Raw genomic sequence first — 17,646 nt, 5'->3', positions numbered from 1 at the left:
TCTCCTGCTAAGATATCACCAGCCTGGCCGAGAGGGGCCCCTCTATGACCACTTCTCCCTGTCCAAAGTAGACCCTCAGCACGTTGCCTCCCTTGTCTACTACCTCTACGTATTCTCCATTCCACTCGACCCGCTGAGGCACGTCGCTGTCCCCCTTCTTAAAAGCAGACACTAGCCTAAAGGCGTACTGCGTCGCCAATTCATTGTCAGCCGCGGGTTTTCCGCTGAGGAATATGCTAGGTATCAGCTGAGTTGGTATATCGCATTTCCCGGGGACACCGTCTATTAGGACCTCAGTTATTTCAAACGGAGACGTCCGGAACTTTGTAGTAATTACGTGGTGTCCTCCCATGAAGTCCACATCGATGTCTACTCGTCCGCTTGTGCCAGTGATGATACCTCTGTAGCTACCTGTGTATACGTCGACGCTTCTGATCTTTACAGTACCCTCTATGGTCTTGCCGTCTGTGGTATAAGCCAACACTCCAGAAACTTCCACTATGTCTATTGTACGCTGTATTGTACCCACTATCGGTATTCCGCTACACTTTATCCCTAGACCAAGAATTTCTCTGGAGTCTCTAAACTCTATTTTTGAGACATCTCTTATAGTGACCTTAGGCGGGACAAGTTGTGTACTTATGACGTATGTGTACTTAGTGCCGTTCACGATTACCCAGACGGCTATGCTCCCCGGCGCTTGGACTGTGGCAGTTAGATTTCTGCCTACGGAGCCTTTGGGCGGTATTGTGAAATAGTCGCGGCCTTGAACGTCCTCAACATATACTACGACAGTTCGCTTGCTGGCGTTTGAAGTTATTATGTACCCCCACTGCACTTCGGCAGTCTTGGATTCAAGCAACAGTGACGTTCTATCCTCCCCGTTGGGCGGCGGCCAGCCCCTCCTGAGCTCGGGCTTCCACAACACCATCTCCACTTTCACGGCCACTATCTTGGCGGACAGCTGGTGCACGGCCGTCGTGTTTAAGTCGCCCTCCACCTTAAACACAGCTTTGTAGATGCCTACCTTGTCTACTTGTATCCACTTTGTGATATTGACAGCGTCGCCTGGCCCTAGCTCTCTTTCTTCGCCGTCTATGGAGAGTTTGGCTGTGGCGTTGCCCACGTTTTTTATCCACAGCCAGGCGGGGTACTTCTCCCCGGGGAGGGCCTCCGTCTCCGTGGGGCCGCCCGTCTTTATTTCAAAGCTCGGCGCCTTGTACACGACGGTTATGGGCACCTCTACGCCGCCTATTTGCAGAGAGTAGGTGCCTGTGGCGTTGACCGCCGCTGTTATATTTATTGCGGCTGTGCCTCCGGGCGGTATCTCTATGGGGCCGAGCCTCCCGGTCCAGTTGCCCACGTTTTTTACCACCACGCTTAGGGTGACGTTTGTGGGTAACTTTCTCACTTCGACGTAGGCGGGTTCTGCCGCCAAGATCGGTGTGTAGTAGTAGATGTAGACCTCCCTTGCGTACTCTGTGCCGTTTACTTCGACTGCTATTTTGAGTATGCCCGCCGCCTGTGCCGTGGCTGTGGCGTTTAACTTAACCACCTCGCCCGGCTTGACTTCCACGTATTTTCCAAAGACGTACACCACCGCCGTGCCGTTTCCAACGTTTCTCAACGTCACGGTGTAATTCACCGCCGTGGGCAACTTCGTGGTGTTCACCGCCTGGGGCGCCGACAGCTCTACCTCGAGGCGTGGGATATACACGGGCGCGGCGCTGGGCTTGGGTGCCGTCGTCGTAGTAGCAGTGGCTGTGGGCTTCGGCGTCTCAGTGGGCGTGGCCGTCAGCGTAGTGGAGGTGGTCGGGCTTGGGGTCACCGTTGCAGTAGTTGTCGGTGTCGGCGTAGGCACCGTGGGAGTCTGTGATGTATTCATCAAGTAGAATATTACAACTAACGCGGCTGCTAACGCTAGTAGTAGCCAGGGTTTGGTGTCCATAAGGGATATATTGGGGGTATTTTAATTCGTCGTGCGTGTTTTGCTCTTCGCGCTCTTCCTCGCCGTTGCCGTGGCCGCTCTTGAGACTGAGCACTTTGTAATTACGCCGGACGACCCCACCCTGGCCAAGTACTTGGAGGATGCCTACAGCTTCTATGTTTCTAAGGGCCTCTCCCCGGCGCCCCCATGCCAGGGGGACAAGTACCGGGTGTACTATAATCAGTCTCTTGGGGATGTGTCCTACACGAAGCTTGGAGGGCGCTGCGTGTTAGAGGTCGACTTTGGCCGCTACACGAGGAGGCTTGTGTTTCACGAAGTGGGGCACGTCTTTTTGGCCAACTACGACCCTGACATATACGACTACTTCTGGGCGAAGGAGGCGGCGCCGGAGGGCATGGCGTCTGTGGCCACTGGGGTGTACTACTTCCCCGCCATGTACTTCTCGGACAAGCTGTATTCCGTCAACCCCTTCTCCCTTGGCGAGGATAGGGTGTACGATTGGTATAAGTACAGCGCCGCCGTCGCTTGGCACCTCCAGCAGGCGTCTTCGTGGGAGTCTGTGCTCAAGGCCTTTCTCACGAGGAGTGGGGCGGCCAGGCTCTACGTCCAGTTCCTCTTGGCGCTTGCCAAGAGCGTGGAGCTTGGCGGCGTTAGGTACGAGCCCGAGCGGAAGGCCGTCACACTCTCGCCTGGGCCCTACTACCTCTACCTGGACATCCCGGGCTACTCGGCGGTGTACTACGAGTTTACTGCGCCGACGGGCTTGGTGAAGATTTCGGTGGACGACCCGCGCGTTGTGTCTAACCTATTGCTCAACAGAGAGTTCGAAGTGAGAAACGGCACTCTCCTAGCCGCCTTTGTCAACAACTACAGCGACACTGTACACGTGGCTGTGACTGTGTTTTTCACCCAGTTGCGCACCTACTTGGCTGGCGGACGGTATGAGGATGGGAAAATCTCTGTCAACTTGTGCGCCGAGCTCAACGGGGTCAAAATCAATGGAGTCGTAAAAGTAAACGGCTCGGAAGTCCGGCTCGCGGATGGGTGCGGCGTCTACAACTTTACGGGCGTCTTAAGGCCTTATACCTTGGCGGTGGAGTACGGCGGCTACGCGGCCTATGTAAGACTTAACTTGTCCCCACCCGCCCTCGCGGCCTCTCCTTCCCGCCTCTTCCTCGGCGCGGGAGGCCGCGGCTACGTCAATGTGACTTTGTCAAATCCCAACCCCTTGTCTCTTGTCTGTTTTCTCAACGCGGCGGCCTCCGGCGTCCAGTTCAACTCGTCTAAGGTGGCTGTGCCTCCCAATTCGACGACTGTGTTTAAGCTGGGGTTTAAGGTGGTGGACAAGGTGGGCGGCAACGCCACGGTGAGTTGCGGCGTCGCCAACGCTACAGTCCCCATATACGGGCTGTCATATAGCCTAAGCTACGACTTAGACAGCGAGAGGGGGGTCTTGACGGCGTATTTCGGCTCTGAGCAGCGTAGCTACTCTGTTGGCAAGCTGCCCACCGACGTGGAGCTTGTTTACGGCGGCTACGTGGCGGCTGTTGTCCACGTGGAGGCCCGCCTCTCTGTCTCTGTCTCGTCTCCCAAATTGGAGGGGGGCCTCCTCCGCTACGTCCTCTCAGTCGCCGTTGTTGGGCCGCCTTGGGCCAAGTTCAGCGGCGCCGCCTCCGTGGATGGAGTTACGCGCGGCGTCTATACAGGCGGCGTCTTGAACCTCACCGTGGCGTTGCGGCCAGGGGAGAGAAAGAGAGTCCTCGTGGGGGTGGGCAGGCTTGCTGAGTGGGTCAGCCTCGAGGCGCCGGAGGTGGTGGTGAAGGTGGAGCCCTTGGGGGCCGTGGTAGAGGGCGGCGTGGCTCGCATACTGGTGGGGCTTAGGTACAACGTAGAGGTCTCCTCTCCTCCGCCGCCGAACTTCGATGGCGCGCTCAGCGTTGAGCCTCTCCAGGGGGGCTTGGCTGTGGTCTCCTACCGCTACGGCGAAAACGTCACTGTCGTGTACGAGGGCCGCGCCGCGGCGGCGGTGTATTTGCCGAGGCCCAACGTGTCTCTGCTCCTCGTGGAGGGCACAGTGCGGCCCAACAACTTCTCCGCGGTCTTTAAGGCCGTGGTCTCCGTGTGTAAGCCCTCGGTGGACGCCAGATATGTGGTAGAGGTTGGGGGCAGGCGGCTTGTGGTAAATGTGCCCAGGGGCGGATGCGGCTTTAACTTCACCGAGCTAACGTGGCATAGCGCCTACGGCCCCGTGTTAAACGTCTCCGTACCCACCTCCTTTGGCCCCGCAACGGCACACCTCTACGTGCCTCCGCCTAGGGTGGAGGCCCGCCTGCTCAACTGGACTATCGACAAGGGGGGCGAGTCTGCCTTTGTAGAACTGAGGGTGGAGACGCCCGGCAACTACACCTACGTCGTGGCAGGGAGGGGGGTCCGCGGCTCTGCGTCGTTCGTCGTGGGGGTGCGGCCCAGCGGGGGCGTCGCAACGGTGGACTACGGGTTCGGCGCCTTGAGCTTTACCCGGCCGCTGGCCGTGGTGGCCGCCCAGCCCATCTTGGCGGAGGTAGGCTCCTCGGCGCATATGCAGATTAGGGTCGAGGTACCCCAGGGGCTCTACATAAGGGGCGTCTTGGCCACCCCCTGGCTCAGCCGGGAGGTCTCCCTGGGGCCGGGCGTTTATACTGAGAGTGTGCCTGTGGACACGTCGGGGCGCCCCGGGGCTTATGAGGTGGAGGTCAAGCTGGGCCCCTATGTGAACCGCACAACAGTCGTCTTGTACAAGGTGGAGCTCTCCCTCTCGGCGCCCCGCCTCCTCCCCGTTGGCGCAACTGCCGAGGTGCAAGTGGTGGGCCGCGTGGAGCCGGCCGCTCCTGCAAGAGTGGCGGTTAGAGTCGAGGGGTGTGGTCTCTCTAGGGCCGACGTGGTGCCCCTCAACGCCACTCTCCGCCTGTCCTCAAACGCCACATGCGCCGCGCGGATAGCCGCTGCCTCGAACTCCACCTCGGCCGAGGCAACGGTGGAGTGGGCCTCTTTGACCGCTGGGCTGAATTACACTCGGCTGGGCTCCCTCCGCGGCTTGCCCATTTTCCCCGTAGGGGGCCTCCTCGCCGTACCTCTCCTCGGGGGGAGACAAGTGGATGGACGAGTGGAGGTGGTGGGGGACTTCCGCAGGCTCGGCCTCGTCAACTACACCATACGCGTGACGTATATGGGGGTGTCCAACGTCACTGAGTTCGTGGGCTTCGCAGTGCCGCCCGACGCCTATACGGCGGCGAATAGGACGTACGGCCTACTGCCCCCCGAGGCAAGGCCCTACTACCGCTACCTCCTCGAGAGAGCGGTGGCCACTGGGGATTGGCGCCTCGTGGAGGACTTAGCCAAGCTGTACTCAGAACCCCCAACTCCCCTCACTCTGGCGGCTAGGGCCCTTGTTGAGATGAGCTTGGCCTCGGGGAGAGAGCCAAACATGGGTGTAGTCGAGACTCTGCGCAAGGTGGAGCCGCTCCTCTTAGGCGTCGCTGGCGGATTTCTCCTGGCCCTCCTAAGGAGGCTTTAATCTTATATTCGAGGGTAAAGGCGGCTAGGCGCTACGACTTGCTGAACTACTACATGCCAATTACGAGGGGTACCTCTTGGCTGAGGGAAGGGAGCCGCCGGACATGGCGTACGTCTTTACGAGGTCTCTCCCGCTTGACCCGTAGTTTTTTATTAGCTAATTTTTCTGACCTATGCGCATCTACAATACGGCGACTAGGCAGGTGGAGGAGTTTACGACTTATACGCCGGGCCTTGCCAGAGGCTATGTCTGTGGCATTACTCCATATGACCACGTCCACGTGGGGCATGGGAGAGTGTATGTCTTCTTTGACATGTTTAGGCGGTACCTCGAGTCTTTGGGGTACGAGGTCCGCCTCGTGGTAAATTTCACGGACATAGATGACAAGATCATCGCAAAGGCTAGGGAGGAGTTTGGCCCTGAGGCTTATAAAAGGTGGAGGGAGGTGCCTGAGCGGTACATCGCGGAGTTCTTCGAGGTGTCTAAGCGCCTTTTCATAAAGCCCGCCTACGCCTACCCCAGAGTCACGGAGAACGTAGACGACATGGTGAAGTGGATATCTGCGCTAGTGGAGAAGGGCTTTGCCTACGTGGCCCCAGACGGCTCTGTCTACTTCGAGGTGGGGAAGGTGCCCAACTACGGGGTTCTCTCTAGGCAGAGGATAGAGGAGCTGATTGCAGGCGCGAGAGTCGAGCCTGAGCCTGGGAAGAGGAACCCCCTCGACTTCGCCTTGTGGAAGAGCTGGAGTCCGGGGGAGCCTTGGTGGAATTCGCCTTGGTGCCCCGGGAGGCCTGGGTGGCACCTCGAGTGCGTGGTGATGTCCACTAAGCACTTGGGCGTCCCCTTCGACTTCCACGGGGGCGGCGCCGACCTCATCTTCCCCCACCACGAGAACGAGATCGCCATTGCAAAGGCCTACTTTGGGGTAGACAACTTTGCCAAATATTGGATACACGTGGGGTATCTCACCGTTAGGGGGGAGAAGATGTCGAAGTCCCTCGGCAATGTGATTACACTTAGGGAGGTGTTGTCTAAGTACAGCGGGGAGGCCCTCCGCCTGGCCTACGCCATGAGCCACTACAGGAAGCCCATGGAGTTTAGCTTCGAGCTCCTCGACCAGGCGGAGGACATAGTCAAGACTTTATACACTGCGTATGACGAGCTGAGCCAGGCGGTGGCCGATGCGGGAGACGCCGACAGAGAGCGGGTGGACATCGGCAACTTCAAGGCGGCGTTTTACAGCGCCTTGGAGGACGACTTCTCTACCCCAGAGGCGGTGCAACAGCTCTACGCTGCGGCTAAGTACATCATATCCACGGTGTTACACAAGGTGGACAAGTTGTCGAAGAACACCGTGCTGGCCATCCTCGCCGACTATGTGAAAATGGCCGACGTAATAGGCGTGCTTGAGAGGAGGGAGGTGGCTAAGGAGGTGGAGGAGGCGGTGAAGGCCCTTGTAGAAGTGCGGGCCAGGTTGCGTAGCGAGAGGCTTTACCAACTGGCCGACTACGTGAGAGAGCGGGCCAAGGCGCTGGGGGCGGAGCTCCACGACTTTGGCCCAAGGACGTATTACACCATTCGCCGCCGGGGCTAAAGGATGAACATTTTATCGTCGACCTACTTATAACTAGGTAGGTCGGTGAATTAGTCTACGGCGTACGTCGTGCCGCTCGCCTCTCTGCACGGGGAGACCTCGCCCACAGGCGTCGCTACAAGCTCACCTCGGGGGCCTTCCGTGGGTCGTGCAACTGCCAGGAGGCTCGCTAAGGCCGGGACGTGTAACACTTCCAGAAAGCATATTCCACTTGTCGAGGGGTGTGTTGAGCGTATCTCGGCGGAGTGGCCAAAATTAATATACCAGTGGAACTTATCCCCTGTGTCTTATCTTGAGGTTGAGAGTAAGGTAAAGTCTATTCTCTCAGGGGTGGAGGTGGCCAAGGTGAGTTTTGAAGGCCCAAACCTCTGTATCTATGTCAGAAGGCCGTTGGACGTGGCTTTTGACTTAGTCGGAGAAGTGGCTAAGGCGTTGAAAAAGAGGGTGGTTCTGAGGGCCGACGAGTCTAGCCGCCTGCCTGAGAAGAGGGCTAGGCAAGTGATTTCGGAGGTGTTGGACGGGGTTGAGGAGGTGGTGTTTGAGAAAAGTGGCGATGTGTATGTCTATCTCTCAAAGCCGGCGAGGGGGGCCGAGCTTAGGGAGGCGGCCCGTGAAATTTTTGTAAAAACGGGATGGAGGGCAGTTATCGAGAGCGGCGTGCCGAGGGGCGGCGAGAAAATACCTGCGCACGAGGTGCTTGCCGTGAGACAGATCTTCCACGGCGCTTATGAGCAGAGGAGGGAGCTCATGGAGAGACTTGCCAGGTTTATTCACCAAGAACCCGTGGTTAAAGAGGGGCCTATCACCGTGACCTTCCTCGGCGGAGCCATGGAGGTGGGGCGGAGCGCCGTGCTTGTCAGCACCGGCGAAAGCAACGTCTTGCTCGACTGCGGCCTCAAGCCTGTCCAAGACGATGAGGACTTCCCTCTGTTGGACATGCTGGACTTAGACCGCCTAGACGCCGTCGTTTTAACGCACGCCCACATGGACCACGTGGGCTGTCTGCCCCTGTTGTATAAGTACGGCTACCGCGGCCCAGTATACGCGACTGACCCGACCAAGTACCAGGCCTACATCCTCTTGATGGACTATGTGGAGTTGAAGGAGAGGGAGGGGGGCTTGCCCAGCTTTTCGAGAGCCGACGTGGAGGCTGTGATATATCACACAATTACGTTGGACTACGAGGAGGTGACGGACATCACGCCTGACATCAAGCTCACTTTCTACGACGCCGGCCACGAGATAGGCTCAGCGATGGCGCACTTACACATTGGAAATGGGAGGTACAACATACTCTACACTGGGGATTTCAAGTACGGTAAGACCAGGCTTTTGAACAGGGCTGTGAACAAGTTTAAGCGGGTGGAGATGTTGATCATGGAGTCCACCTACGGGGGTAGAGACGACGTCCAGCCGCCGAGGGTGGAGGCAGAGAACGCCTTGGCTAAACACGTCGCAGAGACTGTGGCTAAGGGCGGGAAGGTCCTCATTCCCGCCTTTAGCACTGGGAGAGGGCAGGAGATACTCTACATACTGAATAAGATGATGGAGGGAGGCCTCATTCCCAGGGTCCCCATCTACGTAGACGGCATGATTGTGGAGACGTTGAACGTCTACCTCATGTACCCGCACTACCTAAACCCAGAGGTGGCCGAAGAAATATACAGTGGGGTGAATCCATTTACCACGTCGGGCGCCGTGGTTATTGTAGATAGGGCTAAGCGGGTTGAGGATAGGATAAACCAGGTGGCTAAGATAGCCCAGAGCGAGGAGCCAGCCGTCATAATAGCGCCTCATGGCATGTTAAACGGCGGACCTATCCTGGACTACTTCGCCCAGCTCGCACCGGACGAGAGAAACAAGCTCATCTTTGTCTCATACCAAGCGGAGGGGACCTTGGGGAGGAGGATACTAAACGGGGAGAGGGAATTCACTGTGCGTAGCTTGACTGCGGGCGAGATCAAGGTACAGATGAGGATGGAGGCGGCGTCGATACCGGGGTTCTCGGGCCACAGCGATAGGAGAGAGCTTATGAAGTACGTCGAACACATAGAGCCAAAGCCAAAGAAAATTGTGCTTATACACGGCGAGCCGTCGAAGATCATCAGCCTAGCCACCTCCATCGAGCTCAAGTACAAGATCACGACTGTTGTGCCAAAGGTCGGCGAGAGGATCAGGGCTCTATAACATGGGCAAGGCCTCTGCAAAGCCGCTTACGAAGAGAGTTTTGACGCTGGGCCCGGCGACCGACGCCTTGTCGATAGGCGAGGTGTTCCGCTTCTTAGACTTGGCAGACGGCGTTAGGATAAACTTGGCACATGCCACCCCCGGCGAGGTAGAGGCGCGGGTGCGGACGGTTAGGACCTATGAGGCAGAGAGGGGGCGCCCCCTGGCCCTCGTCGTAGACTTGAGGGGGCCAAGCGTCCGAGTTGGAAAAACGCCTCCAATAAGCGTGGAGAGGGGGCAAGAGGTGGTATTTAAGCCTGGACGCGAGTCCGACGGCAGTTTTATACCAGTGCCAGAGCTCTTCTTCGCGGTTGTAGAGCCTGGCGATGTGGTCTTAATGCTTGACGGCAAGTTGAGGATGAGGGTCGTCTCGGCGGGGCCCGGCGCCGCTAGGGCGTTGGCTGAGTCGAGCGGCGTTGTTGAAAGCGGCAAGGCTGTGGTGATTGAGGGCAAGGACTTCGATCTGCCCTCGCCCACCGACGACGACATAGAGACACTACGGGGGATTGCCCACCTCGCCCGCGAAGTGGATTACGTGTCTGTGAGCTTGGCCAGGGGCTGTGGAGATGTAGAAAAGGCGAGGGCTATCTTGAGGGAGCTTGGGTTTGAGAGCCAGGTGGCGGTCAAAATTGAGACAAGGCGGGCCGTCGAGGCGTTAGAGGAGTTGGCCCAATGTGGCGACTACTTGGTCGTGGCCAGGGGCGACTTAGGCCTCCACTACGGGCTTGAGTCTCTGCCCGTTGTACAACGCAGAGTTGTCTACACCGCGCTGAGGCTGGGGAAGCCAGTCGCCGTGGCCACACAACTGTTAGATTCCCTCCAGAGTTACCCAACGCCCACAAGGGCCGAGGTCAACGACGTGTTCACGACTGCCTCCATGGGAGTTGACAGCGTTTGGCTTACCAACGAGACCGCCAGCGGGAGATACCCCATTGAGGCTGCCAGCTGGCTTACAAAAATTCTCAACGCGGTGGAGTACCACGTGCCTCAGCGCCCTCTCCCCAATGGCGTGAGAGATAGATTCGCAAAAGCGCTTGTAGAACTGGCAGAAGATCTTGGGGCAGACATCCTCATATACAGCATGAGCGGGGCGCTGGCAAGGCGAGTGGCCAAGTTTAGGCCTCTGCAGCTTGTCTACGTGGGCACTCCAAGCATGAAGACTGCACGTGCGCTGTCGGTGGTGTGGGCTTTAGAGCCCCACCACATACCCGCCCCCAGCTACGAGGAGGGGCTCGCGAAGCTTATAGCCATGAGGGGGAAGGCGCCTTATGTGGCCACATATGGGATAAGAGGGGGCGAGCACGTCATTAAGTTATTTATAGAAGAGGATTGAGGCGTAGCCAACCGTCTCATCGCGATAGCCGCTCGTGTCGCCAGAAGTCGCATGCTTGAGCAAGGCCGCGTTGGAGAACCCCAGCTCTTTCGCCGCAACTATCACCGACGCTATGGGCCCTATTCCACATATCGATATGTCGAATCTAGACGCCACATCGAAGAGCCCAGCCTCGTCTAACTCCAAGATTTTGCCTATCGCCATGTCGTCTTTTTTAACGGTGACGTCGTGGGGCTCGTAGTGGTTGAAGTCGCTACTCGCCAATAAGTACACTCGCCTCTTGTACTCTCTCAGGGCTTTGGCAATTGCCTTTCCCAACTCGCGCGACGTAGACAGCGTCTGTCTCCACACCGCTATGGGCACAAACTTGACGTTTTTGAAGTAGTACTGGATAAACGGCAACTGTACCTCGATTGAGTGCTCCTTAGAAAAGGCGTGGGCATCGTCTTCAATCTCCCTATAGTTCGACGCTATCAGCGAGGCGAGCTCTTCGTCTATCTCCACACGGCCGAAGGGGGTTTCCCAAGCCCCAGACTTCATAATTGCCACGGGGGCGCCTATGCCGTAGTGGTTTGGGCCAATGATAACGAAGGTTGTGGGCGCGCCGTAACCTGCCAGGGCCGAGTACAGCCACGCGGCCACAGGCCCTGAGTACATATATCCGGCGTGTGGAACCACGCCGCCTAGGGCCTCGGTCCCGAGTTTAGGCAAGACGGGGGCCTTGGGCCCAATCTCGTGTTTAATAGACCACTCAATCCGCGCCTGCAACTCGTCGGCCCTCGACTCGTAGAAGTAACCGGCTACGGCGGGCTTTCTAATACGCATTGCTTGTCTATACGTCTATAATTTTAAAAAGTTTAAGTTTGTACAAGTCTCGTCTCAAACTCCTCGGGCGGGACAGGGAGGTCTTGGTCAGGCTTAAGCTCGCCTCTCTCTCTAAGAACCTGCCTAGCCAAAACCCAGAAGATGAGCGCCAGGCTCTTCCTCCCCTTGTTGTTGCAGGGGATCATGAAGTCGATGTATTGATGCGGCGTGTCTGTATCTACAAGCGCCACCACGGGTATCCCCATCTTGGCCGCCTCGGCGACGGCTTGGGAGTCTAGTCTCGGGTCTACTACGAATAGCAAGTCTACCTCAAGGTAGTTTGAGAGATTGGGGTTAGTCAACATGCCTGGTATAAATCTGCCTGTGAGAGCTTTGCATCCGACAAATTTGCAGAACATTTGCACTGGCTTGAAGCCGTAGGGCCTTGTGGTATGTACTAACACTCTGTCGGGCGGATACCTCGCGATGAGTTTGGCCGCAATTCTCAGCCGCTCGTCGATTTTCTTAATGTCGAAGATCCTCAAACCGTCTGGCCTAACCGCGTATATGAAGCCCCTCTCCTCTAGGTACTTATTGGAGAGCCGCGTTCCCAATCTCACGCCTGCGCTTAAGTATTTCTCCAGCGGCACGAGATACTCATACTGCGCCTCCTCGGCCATGTGGATGTGGCGACAGAGGTAGTATATATACTTTCAAGCAACGATTCTAAGCTTGGTCCTCCCTATGCGTAACACGGCGCTTTTTCCAACGTTCTCCACCTTTACTAGCCGCTCTCCCCCCTCCGTCAATAGATATGTGCCGTTGCTGCTGCCCAAGTCCTCTACTACTATGCCGTTCTGCGTCACTATGAGCCTTAAGTGTCTTCTCGAGACCAGGGGGTCTGGCACCACCACTTGGTTTTCCACAGACCTCCCCACGGTGATAATCGTGCCGGGCGAGTTGACTCTAAACTCAAACTTTTTCCCCACGAGGGGCTCCACGGGGCTTTCCAACACCTCTATTACAACTACGCCGCTGACCTCCTCCCTCGGCGGCTGGCCCATCCTCTTTGTAGTTGCCTCGGGCTTATAGGCTCCGCACACTCTACATGTCAACGCGTCGTCGCGGTTCTCAGTGCCGCAGATGGGACATCTCCAGGGCACGCCCTTGTTAAACCTCTTTGGTAATAAAGGTAACGCCTCAGCGCCCCTCCAACGCTTTCAGAACCTCAGCTGCGCTAGGTCTCCGGGCTGGGTCCGGCGCCAGCATCTTTAACAACAGCTCGTCCAGCCAAGGGGGCACCTCTTTGTTGTAAGAGCTGGGCGGAGGCACCGGGTATCCGTTTTCCACGAAGACGTTTGGGTTTATCCCCGTTAAAGCCTCGTAGATGACGCAAGCAAGCGAGTATACGTCTGAGGCAAAGGAGGCCACGCCTCTCTTAAGCTCCGGAGCCGCGTATGCAGGAGACATATAGCTACTATGCACATACCCCCCGGCCACAACCTTCGCTATCCCCATGTCGCCTATTTTGACTACTCCGCCCTCTCCAAACATGATGTTCTCCGGCTTTATGTCTAAGTGGACGACGTTGTGCCTATGTATGTCGTATAGGCCGGCGGCGAGCTGTTTAAACATCTCCACCACCTGCGGCACTGGCAGAGTTTTCTTAATCCTAAGCACGTCTCTCAAGGTTCCCCTCATGTACTCAAGCAAGATGTAGGGCGGGTCTCTCATGTAGTGGCGCAAGTCTTTGTACCCAACCGCTGGCAGATACACCTCATACGCCTTGACTATTCTCTCCGACTTTATCTCAAGATACCTATTCATCTCTTGGCCAAAGAAGGCGAGCACCTTCTCGTCTCCGGCCAGGGGAACTCCGTAGTCGTCCGTATAGCGAAGTATCTTAGCTGCATAGATTTTGCCACCGCGTTTAACCGCGAGCACGTAGCTGAACCCGCCCACGCCGAGCAGTTTAACCACCTTGTACCTACCCCCAAGCCACGAGTAGAGCCAGCCCGCCGGCGGCTTCTCCGCTATAAACAACACCCTCTTGTACGCTATAACATATGCCACTGTGAACAGCAACGGTGGGAGAAAGAGCGCGGTGTCCCCCACGACGTATAGATATGCGGCATTAGCCGCCGCCAGCGCCGCGGCGACATACGGAGGCGTGTCCAATAGGGCTACCAGTATTCCTAAAACGACAGACTCTGGCAATGTAAGAAGAGAAGAGAGGGCAGAGGCAGGGAAAGCTAGAACTTGGGCATACTTAAGGCGAGGCGGCTTAAAACTGTAGGCAGACAACATAAACGCAGAAGTTGCTGTGAATACTCCATCTAAGAGGTAGTACACAAGCGGGAGCCTTTCGTCTAAATAAAGTTCAGTTATAAAAACAATTTTTACAATTAGTAAACTAATAAATAGAGTAAGTATTTCTCTTCTATATCTATCAAAAATTCCCCTAAGTACTACCAACCCGATCAACGCCGTGTTCAACGACGCCAAAAGCCCGCTGGAGATGAGAAGCAACGTAGCCGATATGACGACCCAGAAGAGTGAAACATATCTGCTGTAGAGAGCCCACGCCAAGACTGCAAGAAGCACAGCCGACATTTGCCACAACACCACAAGGCACTACTAGTAGAGGTTTAAGTACACGTATACTACACGTGCACGGTATATATTTAATCTGCCATTCGTGTTAGACTGTGCTTAGTGATAGGGTTGGCAGGCCGTTTTTGAAAATGAGATATGTCGTCGATGACGAGTGCAACTACAACTGTCTCTTTTGTCATTTTGAGGGCCAGCAGAGGCGGCAGGGTTCGACGCTTACGGCTGAGGACTACGAATTTGCCTCATACGTGTTTTCAAAGCTCGGCGTCTACGATTTTAAGTTGACAGGAGGTGAGCCGTTGCTCAGGCGAGACATAGATAAAATAGTTGAAGCAATAGCGAGGGTCGCCGCCGTGTCAATAACCACTAATGGGCTTCTCCTGAGGAGGTGGGTGGACAGGCTGTATAAGGCTGGGCTTAGGAAGATAAACGTCTCTATACACACGGCGGATCCTGAGAAATATTCCAAGGTCGTGGGAGCTCCTACGTGGGCTTTTAAAGAGGTCCTACGCGGGCTTCAGGAGAGCAGAAATAGAGGTCTGGCAATTAAGCTAAATGCCGTTGTATTAAGGGGCATTAACACTGATGATAAAAGCGTTAAGGAGCTGGTGAAATTAGCCGCATCGCTTGACGCATCGCTGCAGTTCATAGAGCTCATGCCCTCCGGAAGTGGGCTAAAGGTGTTTGGCGACTATTACGAGCCAATAGAGACGATAGCAGAGATAGTGACGAGACTGGGCGGCAGGCCTCTCTCCCTGAGAAAAGAGTTGCACAATAGGCCGTTGTACAAACTCGGCGGCGTCACCATAGAGCTCATAAAGAACTACAACAACCCCACGTTCTGTAGCGGCTGTACTACCATGAGACTCACAAGCGATGGCAAGCTTAAGACCTGTATATACGCCGAGCCTGCGGTGGACTTAGCTCCGTACATCAAGAACAGAGACGTCGAGGGCATGGTGTACGCGGTAAAGACAGCTCTTGCGAGTAGAGAGCCTAGATTCCACATATACGCTTCTAAATGACTGAGGCGCGAAGAATCTAGTCGTCAAATGTAGATTCGAGGCCAGGAGAGACGTGTAGCCCTCAGCGCAGAGAGAAGAGCCCGCGAGATTTAGCATGCCCATTTCCCCCACCGGCCTTGAAGCCTATTCAATCTATTATCTGTTCTTACATGGGTTATTGTCTAGAGCTCGCCCACGGGGCGACATGAGGGGGGGATTAATGATCCGCTAGGGGCGACCCAGGGCGGCAAAGTAGGTCGGATGCCCCTACTCCTCCTCGTAATACGGGATCTCTTCCTCTTTTTCCACTTCTGCCACTGCCGTTTGTAGAGTCTCTACCAAGTTTGAAAACTTCTGTTCCCACCGCTTTAACACCTCCTCCACTTCTCTACTCATGGACTCGTAGTAGTTTAACAAGATTTTTCCCACCTCCGTCAACTCGGTTACGCCCCTCTCCTTGCCCCCCCTCTTAGACTCCACGAGGGGGACGCCTAAGACGTCCTCAAGCCGCTTTATATACGTCCACACGAATTTATATGAGTAGCCCAGCTTCCTCGCCGCCGATGCTATTGAGCCCGTCTCCTCAATTGCCTTTAATATGCTGTAGATGCCGGGCCCTATCAACTCTTGCCCATCTTTATCAACCCATATGCGGCTCTTTATTCTAACAACCACGGCAAATATTCGACTCCTTTATATGTAGTATCTTAGGTCGCTCAGGCTGTTACCTAATTCGCGATATGTTCCCCCACCTGCCTAAGTACTCCCCTATTCTAATGAGCTCGTTCAATTTGGCCGTCCTCTCGCCGCCCATAATCCCAGTTTTTATGACCTCGGCTCCAAAACCAACGGCGACGTGTGCAAGTGTCTTGTACTCAGTGTCGCCAGATCTGTGCGATACCACGATCTTCAGCCCGTACTCCCTGGCTGTTGACACGGCTGTATGGGCGCGGAGTAGCGTGCCTATTTGGTCAGGCTTAATAATTACGCCAGTCGCGGCCTTAAGTCTGCCGCCGTGCCTTATCCTGTCGGGGTTTGTTACAAACAGGTCATCGCCGACTATGAGCCTGTCTCTAAAACGGTCGGTGAGCTCTGCAAAGGATTGAAAGTCCTCTTCATGGAACGGGTCCTCTACATATACCAAGTCGAACTCCTCGATCAGCTTCGCGATAAACTCCAACTGCTCCCTAGGCCCCCTCTCAACCCCCTCGTTTTTGTAGACGTACCTTTCGCCGTTCCAGAGACTAGAGGCGGCTACATCTACGCCGATCCCCACCTCAACGCCCACCTCCTTACCCACCTCCTCTGCCGTCTCTTTTAATATCCTCAAGGCGGTGCGAGAGGATATGCGAGGCGTCCAAGCCCCCTCGTCGTTTTTCCCACCGGTGAAACTCGCGTCCACCTTCAAGATCCCCTTGAGAGCCCTCTTGTGAATTTCTACGTTTGTGTAAATAGCTGTGAAGATGTCGGGGGGATTCAGCGGTATCGCCAAGAACTCTTGTATATCTGGGCCGAGGCCTCTGCTGTGCTTCCCCCCTCCTATCACGTTGCCCAGGGGGAGCGGGAGCCTCCTGGCATAAGCCCCGCCAATGAAGGAGAAGAGGGGAAGCCCAAGAGACGCGGCACCAGCCTCAGCCGAGGCAAACGAGGTAGCTATGGCAACGGCGCCCCCTATACGCTCGAACCTCGCAGTGCCGTCCACCTCCTCCAACTTCCCATCTACCACATATGGCTCGCTCACGTCTAGCCCCACCACCTCTGGCGCCACCAGCCGCTCAAACGCCGCAATTGCCGCATCGATGCCCTCCTCAGGGAAGTACACAACTTCGTTGGCCCCCCTAGACGCCCCGGCCGGCGCCGCGGCCTTGGCCACAAAGTCCTCAGTGGCCACCTCCACCTCAACCGTTAAGTCGCCCCTCCCCGTGAAAATCTTCCTTATCGCAACATCTTTGATCTCCATGGCTACTCTGGAATTATGATTTTCTGCTGTGTTGTAAACACCCGCCTAAAGCCGTCGCTCTTGGTTATGGTAACTACGTCTATGCCCTCGCCAGAGCCTGGGTCGTTTCTAATGGCCGCCTTTACTGCCCTGATGGCCAACTCCACAGCCTCGTCGATTGTAAGATCCTCTCTATACGCCACCTCCAAAGCGCCTTTGGCATAGGGAGACCCACTGCCAGTCGCTATGTACTTCTCCTTGGTCACAGTGCCAAGCCAATCCACCATGTAGAGGACAGGGCCCTCTTCCGCGTCTACGCCGCCTACTATTGAGTGTACAAGGTAGATATATGGGCGAGAGTAGAACAGGAGTAGAGAGACGTAGTTTACCAACGCGCGTATTGGTATAGGCCTCTTGTGCTCAACGCGGTATTCCCGCGCGCGTAGCGAGAGAAAGGATAAGACGGACTGCAGGTCTGCCACGCCCCCCGACATCGTGGCCGCCACGTGGTCGTCGATTTTCCAGATCTTTTCGCCGGCCTTGTGTGCAATGTAGTAGCCGGCGGTGACCCGCTTGTCGGTGGCAAGAACTACGCCGTCTTTAGCCACTATGCCAACAGTGGTGGTCATGTA

Annotated in this window: 14 protein-coding genes; 6 read left to right on the top strand and 8 right to left on the bottom strand. The window is 56.1% G+C overall.

What is annotated here, in order from left to right; translation table 11 throughout:
- Nucleotides 1–7: 7 nt before the first annotated feature.
- Entirely contained in the window at nt 8–1,633 is a 1,626-nt protein-coding gene (locus PCAL_RS00170) for a hypothetical protein (protein WP_193322743.1), read from the bottom strand.
- A 16-nt stretch (nt 1,634–1,649) separates the two neighbouring features.
- Here PCAL_RS00170 and PCAL_RS00165 point away from each other — a divergent pair, with 16 nt between their 5' ends.
- The 5 genes from PCAL_RS00165 (at nt 1,650) to PCAL_RS00145 (ending at nt 10,654) form a co-directional block, all read left to right on the top strand.
- On the top strand, nt 1,650–1,892 hold the full coding sequence (locus PCAL_RS00165) for a hypothetical protein (RefSeq protein WP_193322742.1): 243 nt from the start codon (nt 1,650–1,652) through the stop codon (nt 1,890–1,892).
- Nucleotides 1,893–1,979: 87 nt separating this feature from the next.
- Complete coding sequence (locus PCAL_RS00160) at nt 1,980–5,501, top strand: hypothetical protein (protein ID WP_011848729.1); 3,522 nt, start codon at nt 1,980–1,982, stop codon at nt 5,499–5,501.
- A gap of 172 nt (nt 5,502–5,673) precedes the next feature.
- The gene (gene cysS, locus PCAL_RS00155) at nt 5,674–7,095 is read left to right on the top strand and encodes a cysteine--tRNA ligase (protein WP_011848728.1); all 1,422 of its coding nucleotides are present in this window, start codon (nt 5,674–5,676) and stop codon (nt 7,093–7,095) included.
- Nucleotides 7,096–7,377: 282 nt separating this feature from the next.
- Nucleotides 7,378–9,282, top strand: coding sequence for a beta-CASP ribonuclease aCPSF1 (locus PCAL_RS00150; protein ID WP_011848727.1), 1,905 nt, complete (start codon nt 7,378–7,380; stop codon nt 9,280–9,282).
- Between the two features lies 1 nt (nt 9,283).
- On the top strand, nt 9,284–10,654 hold the full coding sequence (locus PCAL_RS00145) for a pyruvate kinase (protein ID WP_011848726.1): 1,371 nt from the start codon (nt 9,284–9,286) through the stop codon (nt 10,652–10,654).
- Here the strand turns inward: PCAL_RS00145 and amrB are convergent.
- From amrB to PCAL_RS00125, 4 genes are read right to left on the bottom strand one after another with little or no spacing between them, the layout of a single operon-like run.
- Entirely contained in the window at nt 10,634–11,479 is an 846-nt protein-coding gene (amrB, locus tag PCAL_RS00140) for an AmmeMemoRadiSam system protein B (RefSeq protein ID WP_011848725.1), read from the bottom strand. The genes PCAL_RS00145 and amrB overlap by 21 nt on opposite strands.
- A gap of 32 nt (nt 11,480–11,511) precedes the next feature.
- Nucleotides 11,512–12,138, bottom strand: a complete 627-nt coding sequence (gene rpsB / locus PCAL_RS00135; RefSeq protein ID WP_011848724.1) for a 30S ribosomal protein S2 — start codon at nt 12,136–12,138, stop codon at nt 11,512–11,514.
- Nucleotides 12,139–12,171: 33 nt separating this feature from the next.
- Nucleotides 12,172–12,621, bottom strand: a complete 450-nt coding sequence (locus PCAL_RS00130; RefSeq protein ID WP_011848723.1) for an FHA domain-containing protein — start codon at nt 12,619–12,621, stop codon at nt 12,172–12,174.
- Between the two features lie 37 nt (nt 12,622–12,658).
- Complete coding sequence (locus PCAL_RS00125; protein ID WP_226951967.1) at nt 12,659–14,086, bottom strand: serine/threonine-protein kinase; 1,428 nt, start codon at nt 14,084–14,086, stop codon at nt 12,659–12,661.
- 80 nt (nt 14,087–14,166) lie between these two features.
- Between PCAL_RS00125 and moaA the strand changes: the two genes are divergently transcribed.
- A complete protein-coding gene (moaA, locus tag PCAL_RS00120; protein ID WP_011848721.1) occupies nt 14,167–15,096 on the top strand; it encodes a GTP 3',8-cyclase MoaA in 930 nt (309 codons plus the stop codon).
- Nucleotides 15,097–15,342: 246 nt separating this feature from the next.
- On the opposite strand, the gene PCAL_RS00115 is transcribed toward moaA, so the two are convergent.
- The 3 genes from PCAL_RS00115 to PCAL_RS00105 are packed head-to-tail and all read right to left on the bottom strand — an operon-like array spanning nt 15,343 to nt 17,643.
- The gene (locus tag PCAL_RS00115; protein ID WP_011848720.1) at nt 15,343–15,750 is read right to left on the bottom strand and encodes a winged helix-turn-helix domain-containing protein; all 408 of its coding nucleotides are present in this window, start codon (nt 15,748–15,750) and stop codon (nt 15,343–15,345) included.
- A gap of 49 nt (nt 15,751–15,799) precedes the next feature.
- Nucleotides 15,800–17,035, bottom strand: coding sequence for a phosphopyruvate hydratase (gene eno, locus PCAL_RS00110; RefSeq protein WP_011848719.1), 1,236 nt, complete (start codon nt 17,033–17,035; stop codon nt 15,800–15,802).
- Nucleotides 17,036–17,037: 2 nt separating this feature from the next.
- A complete protein-coding gene (locus PCAL_RS00105) occupies nt 17,038–17,643 on the bottom strand; it encodes an Ntn hydrolase family protein (protein WP_011848718.1) in 606 nt (201 codons plus the stop codon).
- Nucleotides 17,644–17,646: the final 3 nt, after the last annotated feature.

Source organism: Pyrobaculum calidifontis JCM 11548 (assembly GCF_000015805.1).
Classification (GTDB): domain Archaea; phylum Thermoproteota; class Thermoprotei; order Thermoproteales; family Thermoproteaceae; genus Pyrobaculum; species Pyrobaculum calidifontis.
Note: the sequence above shows the minus strand (reverse complement) of the source record. Positions and strands in the feature narration are given on the sequence as shown.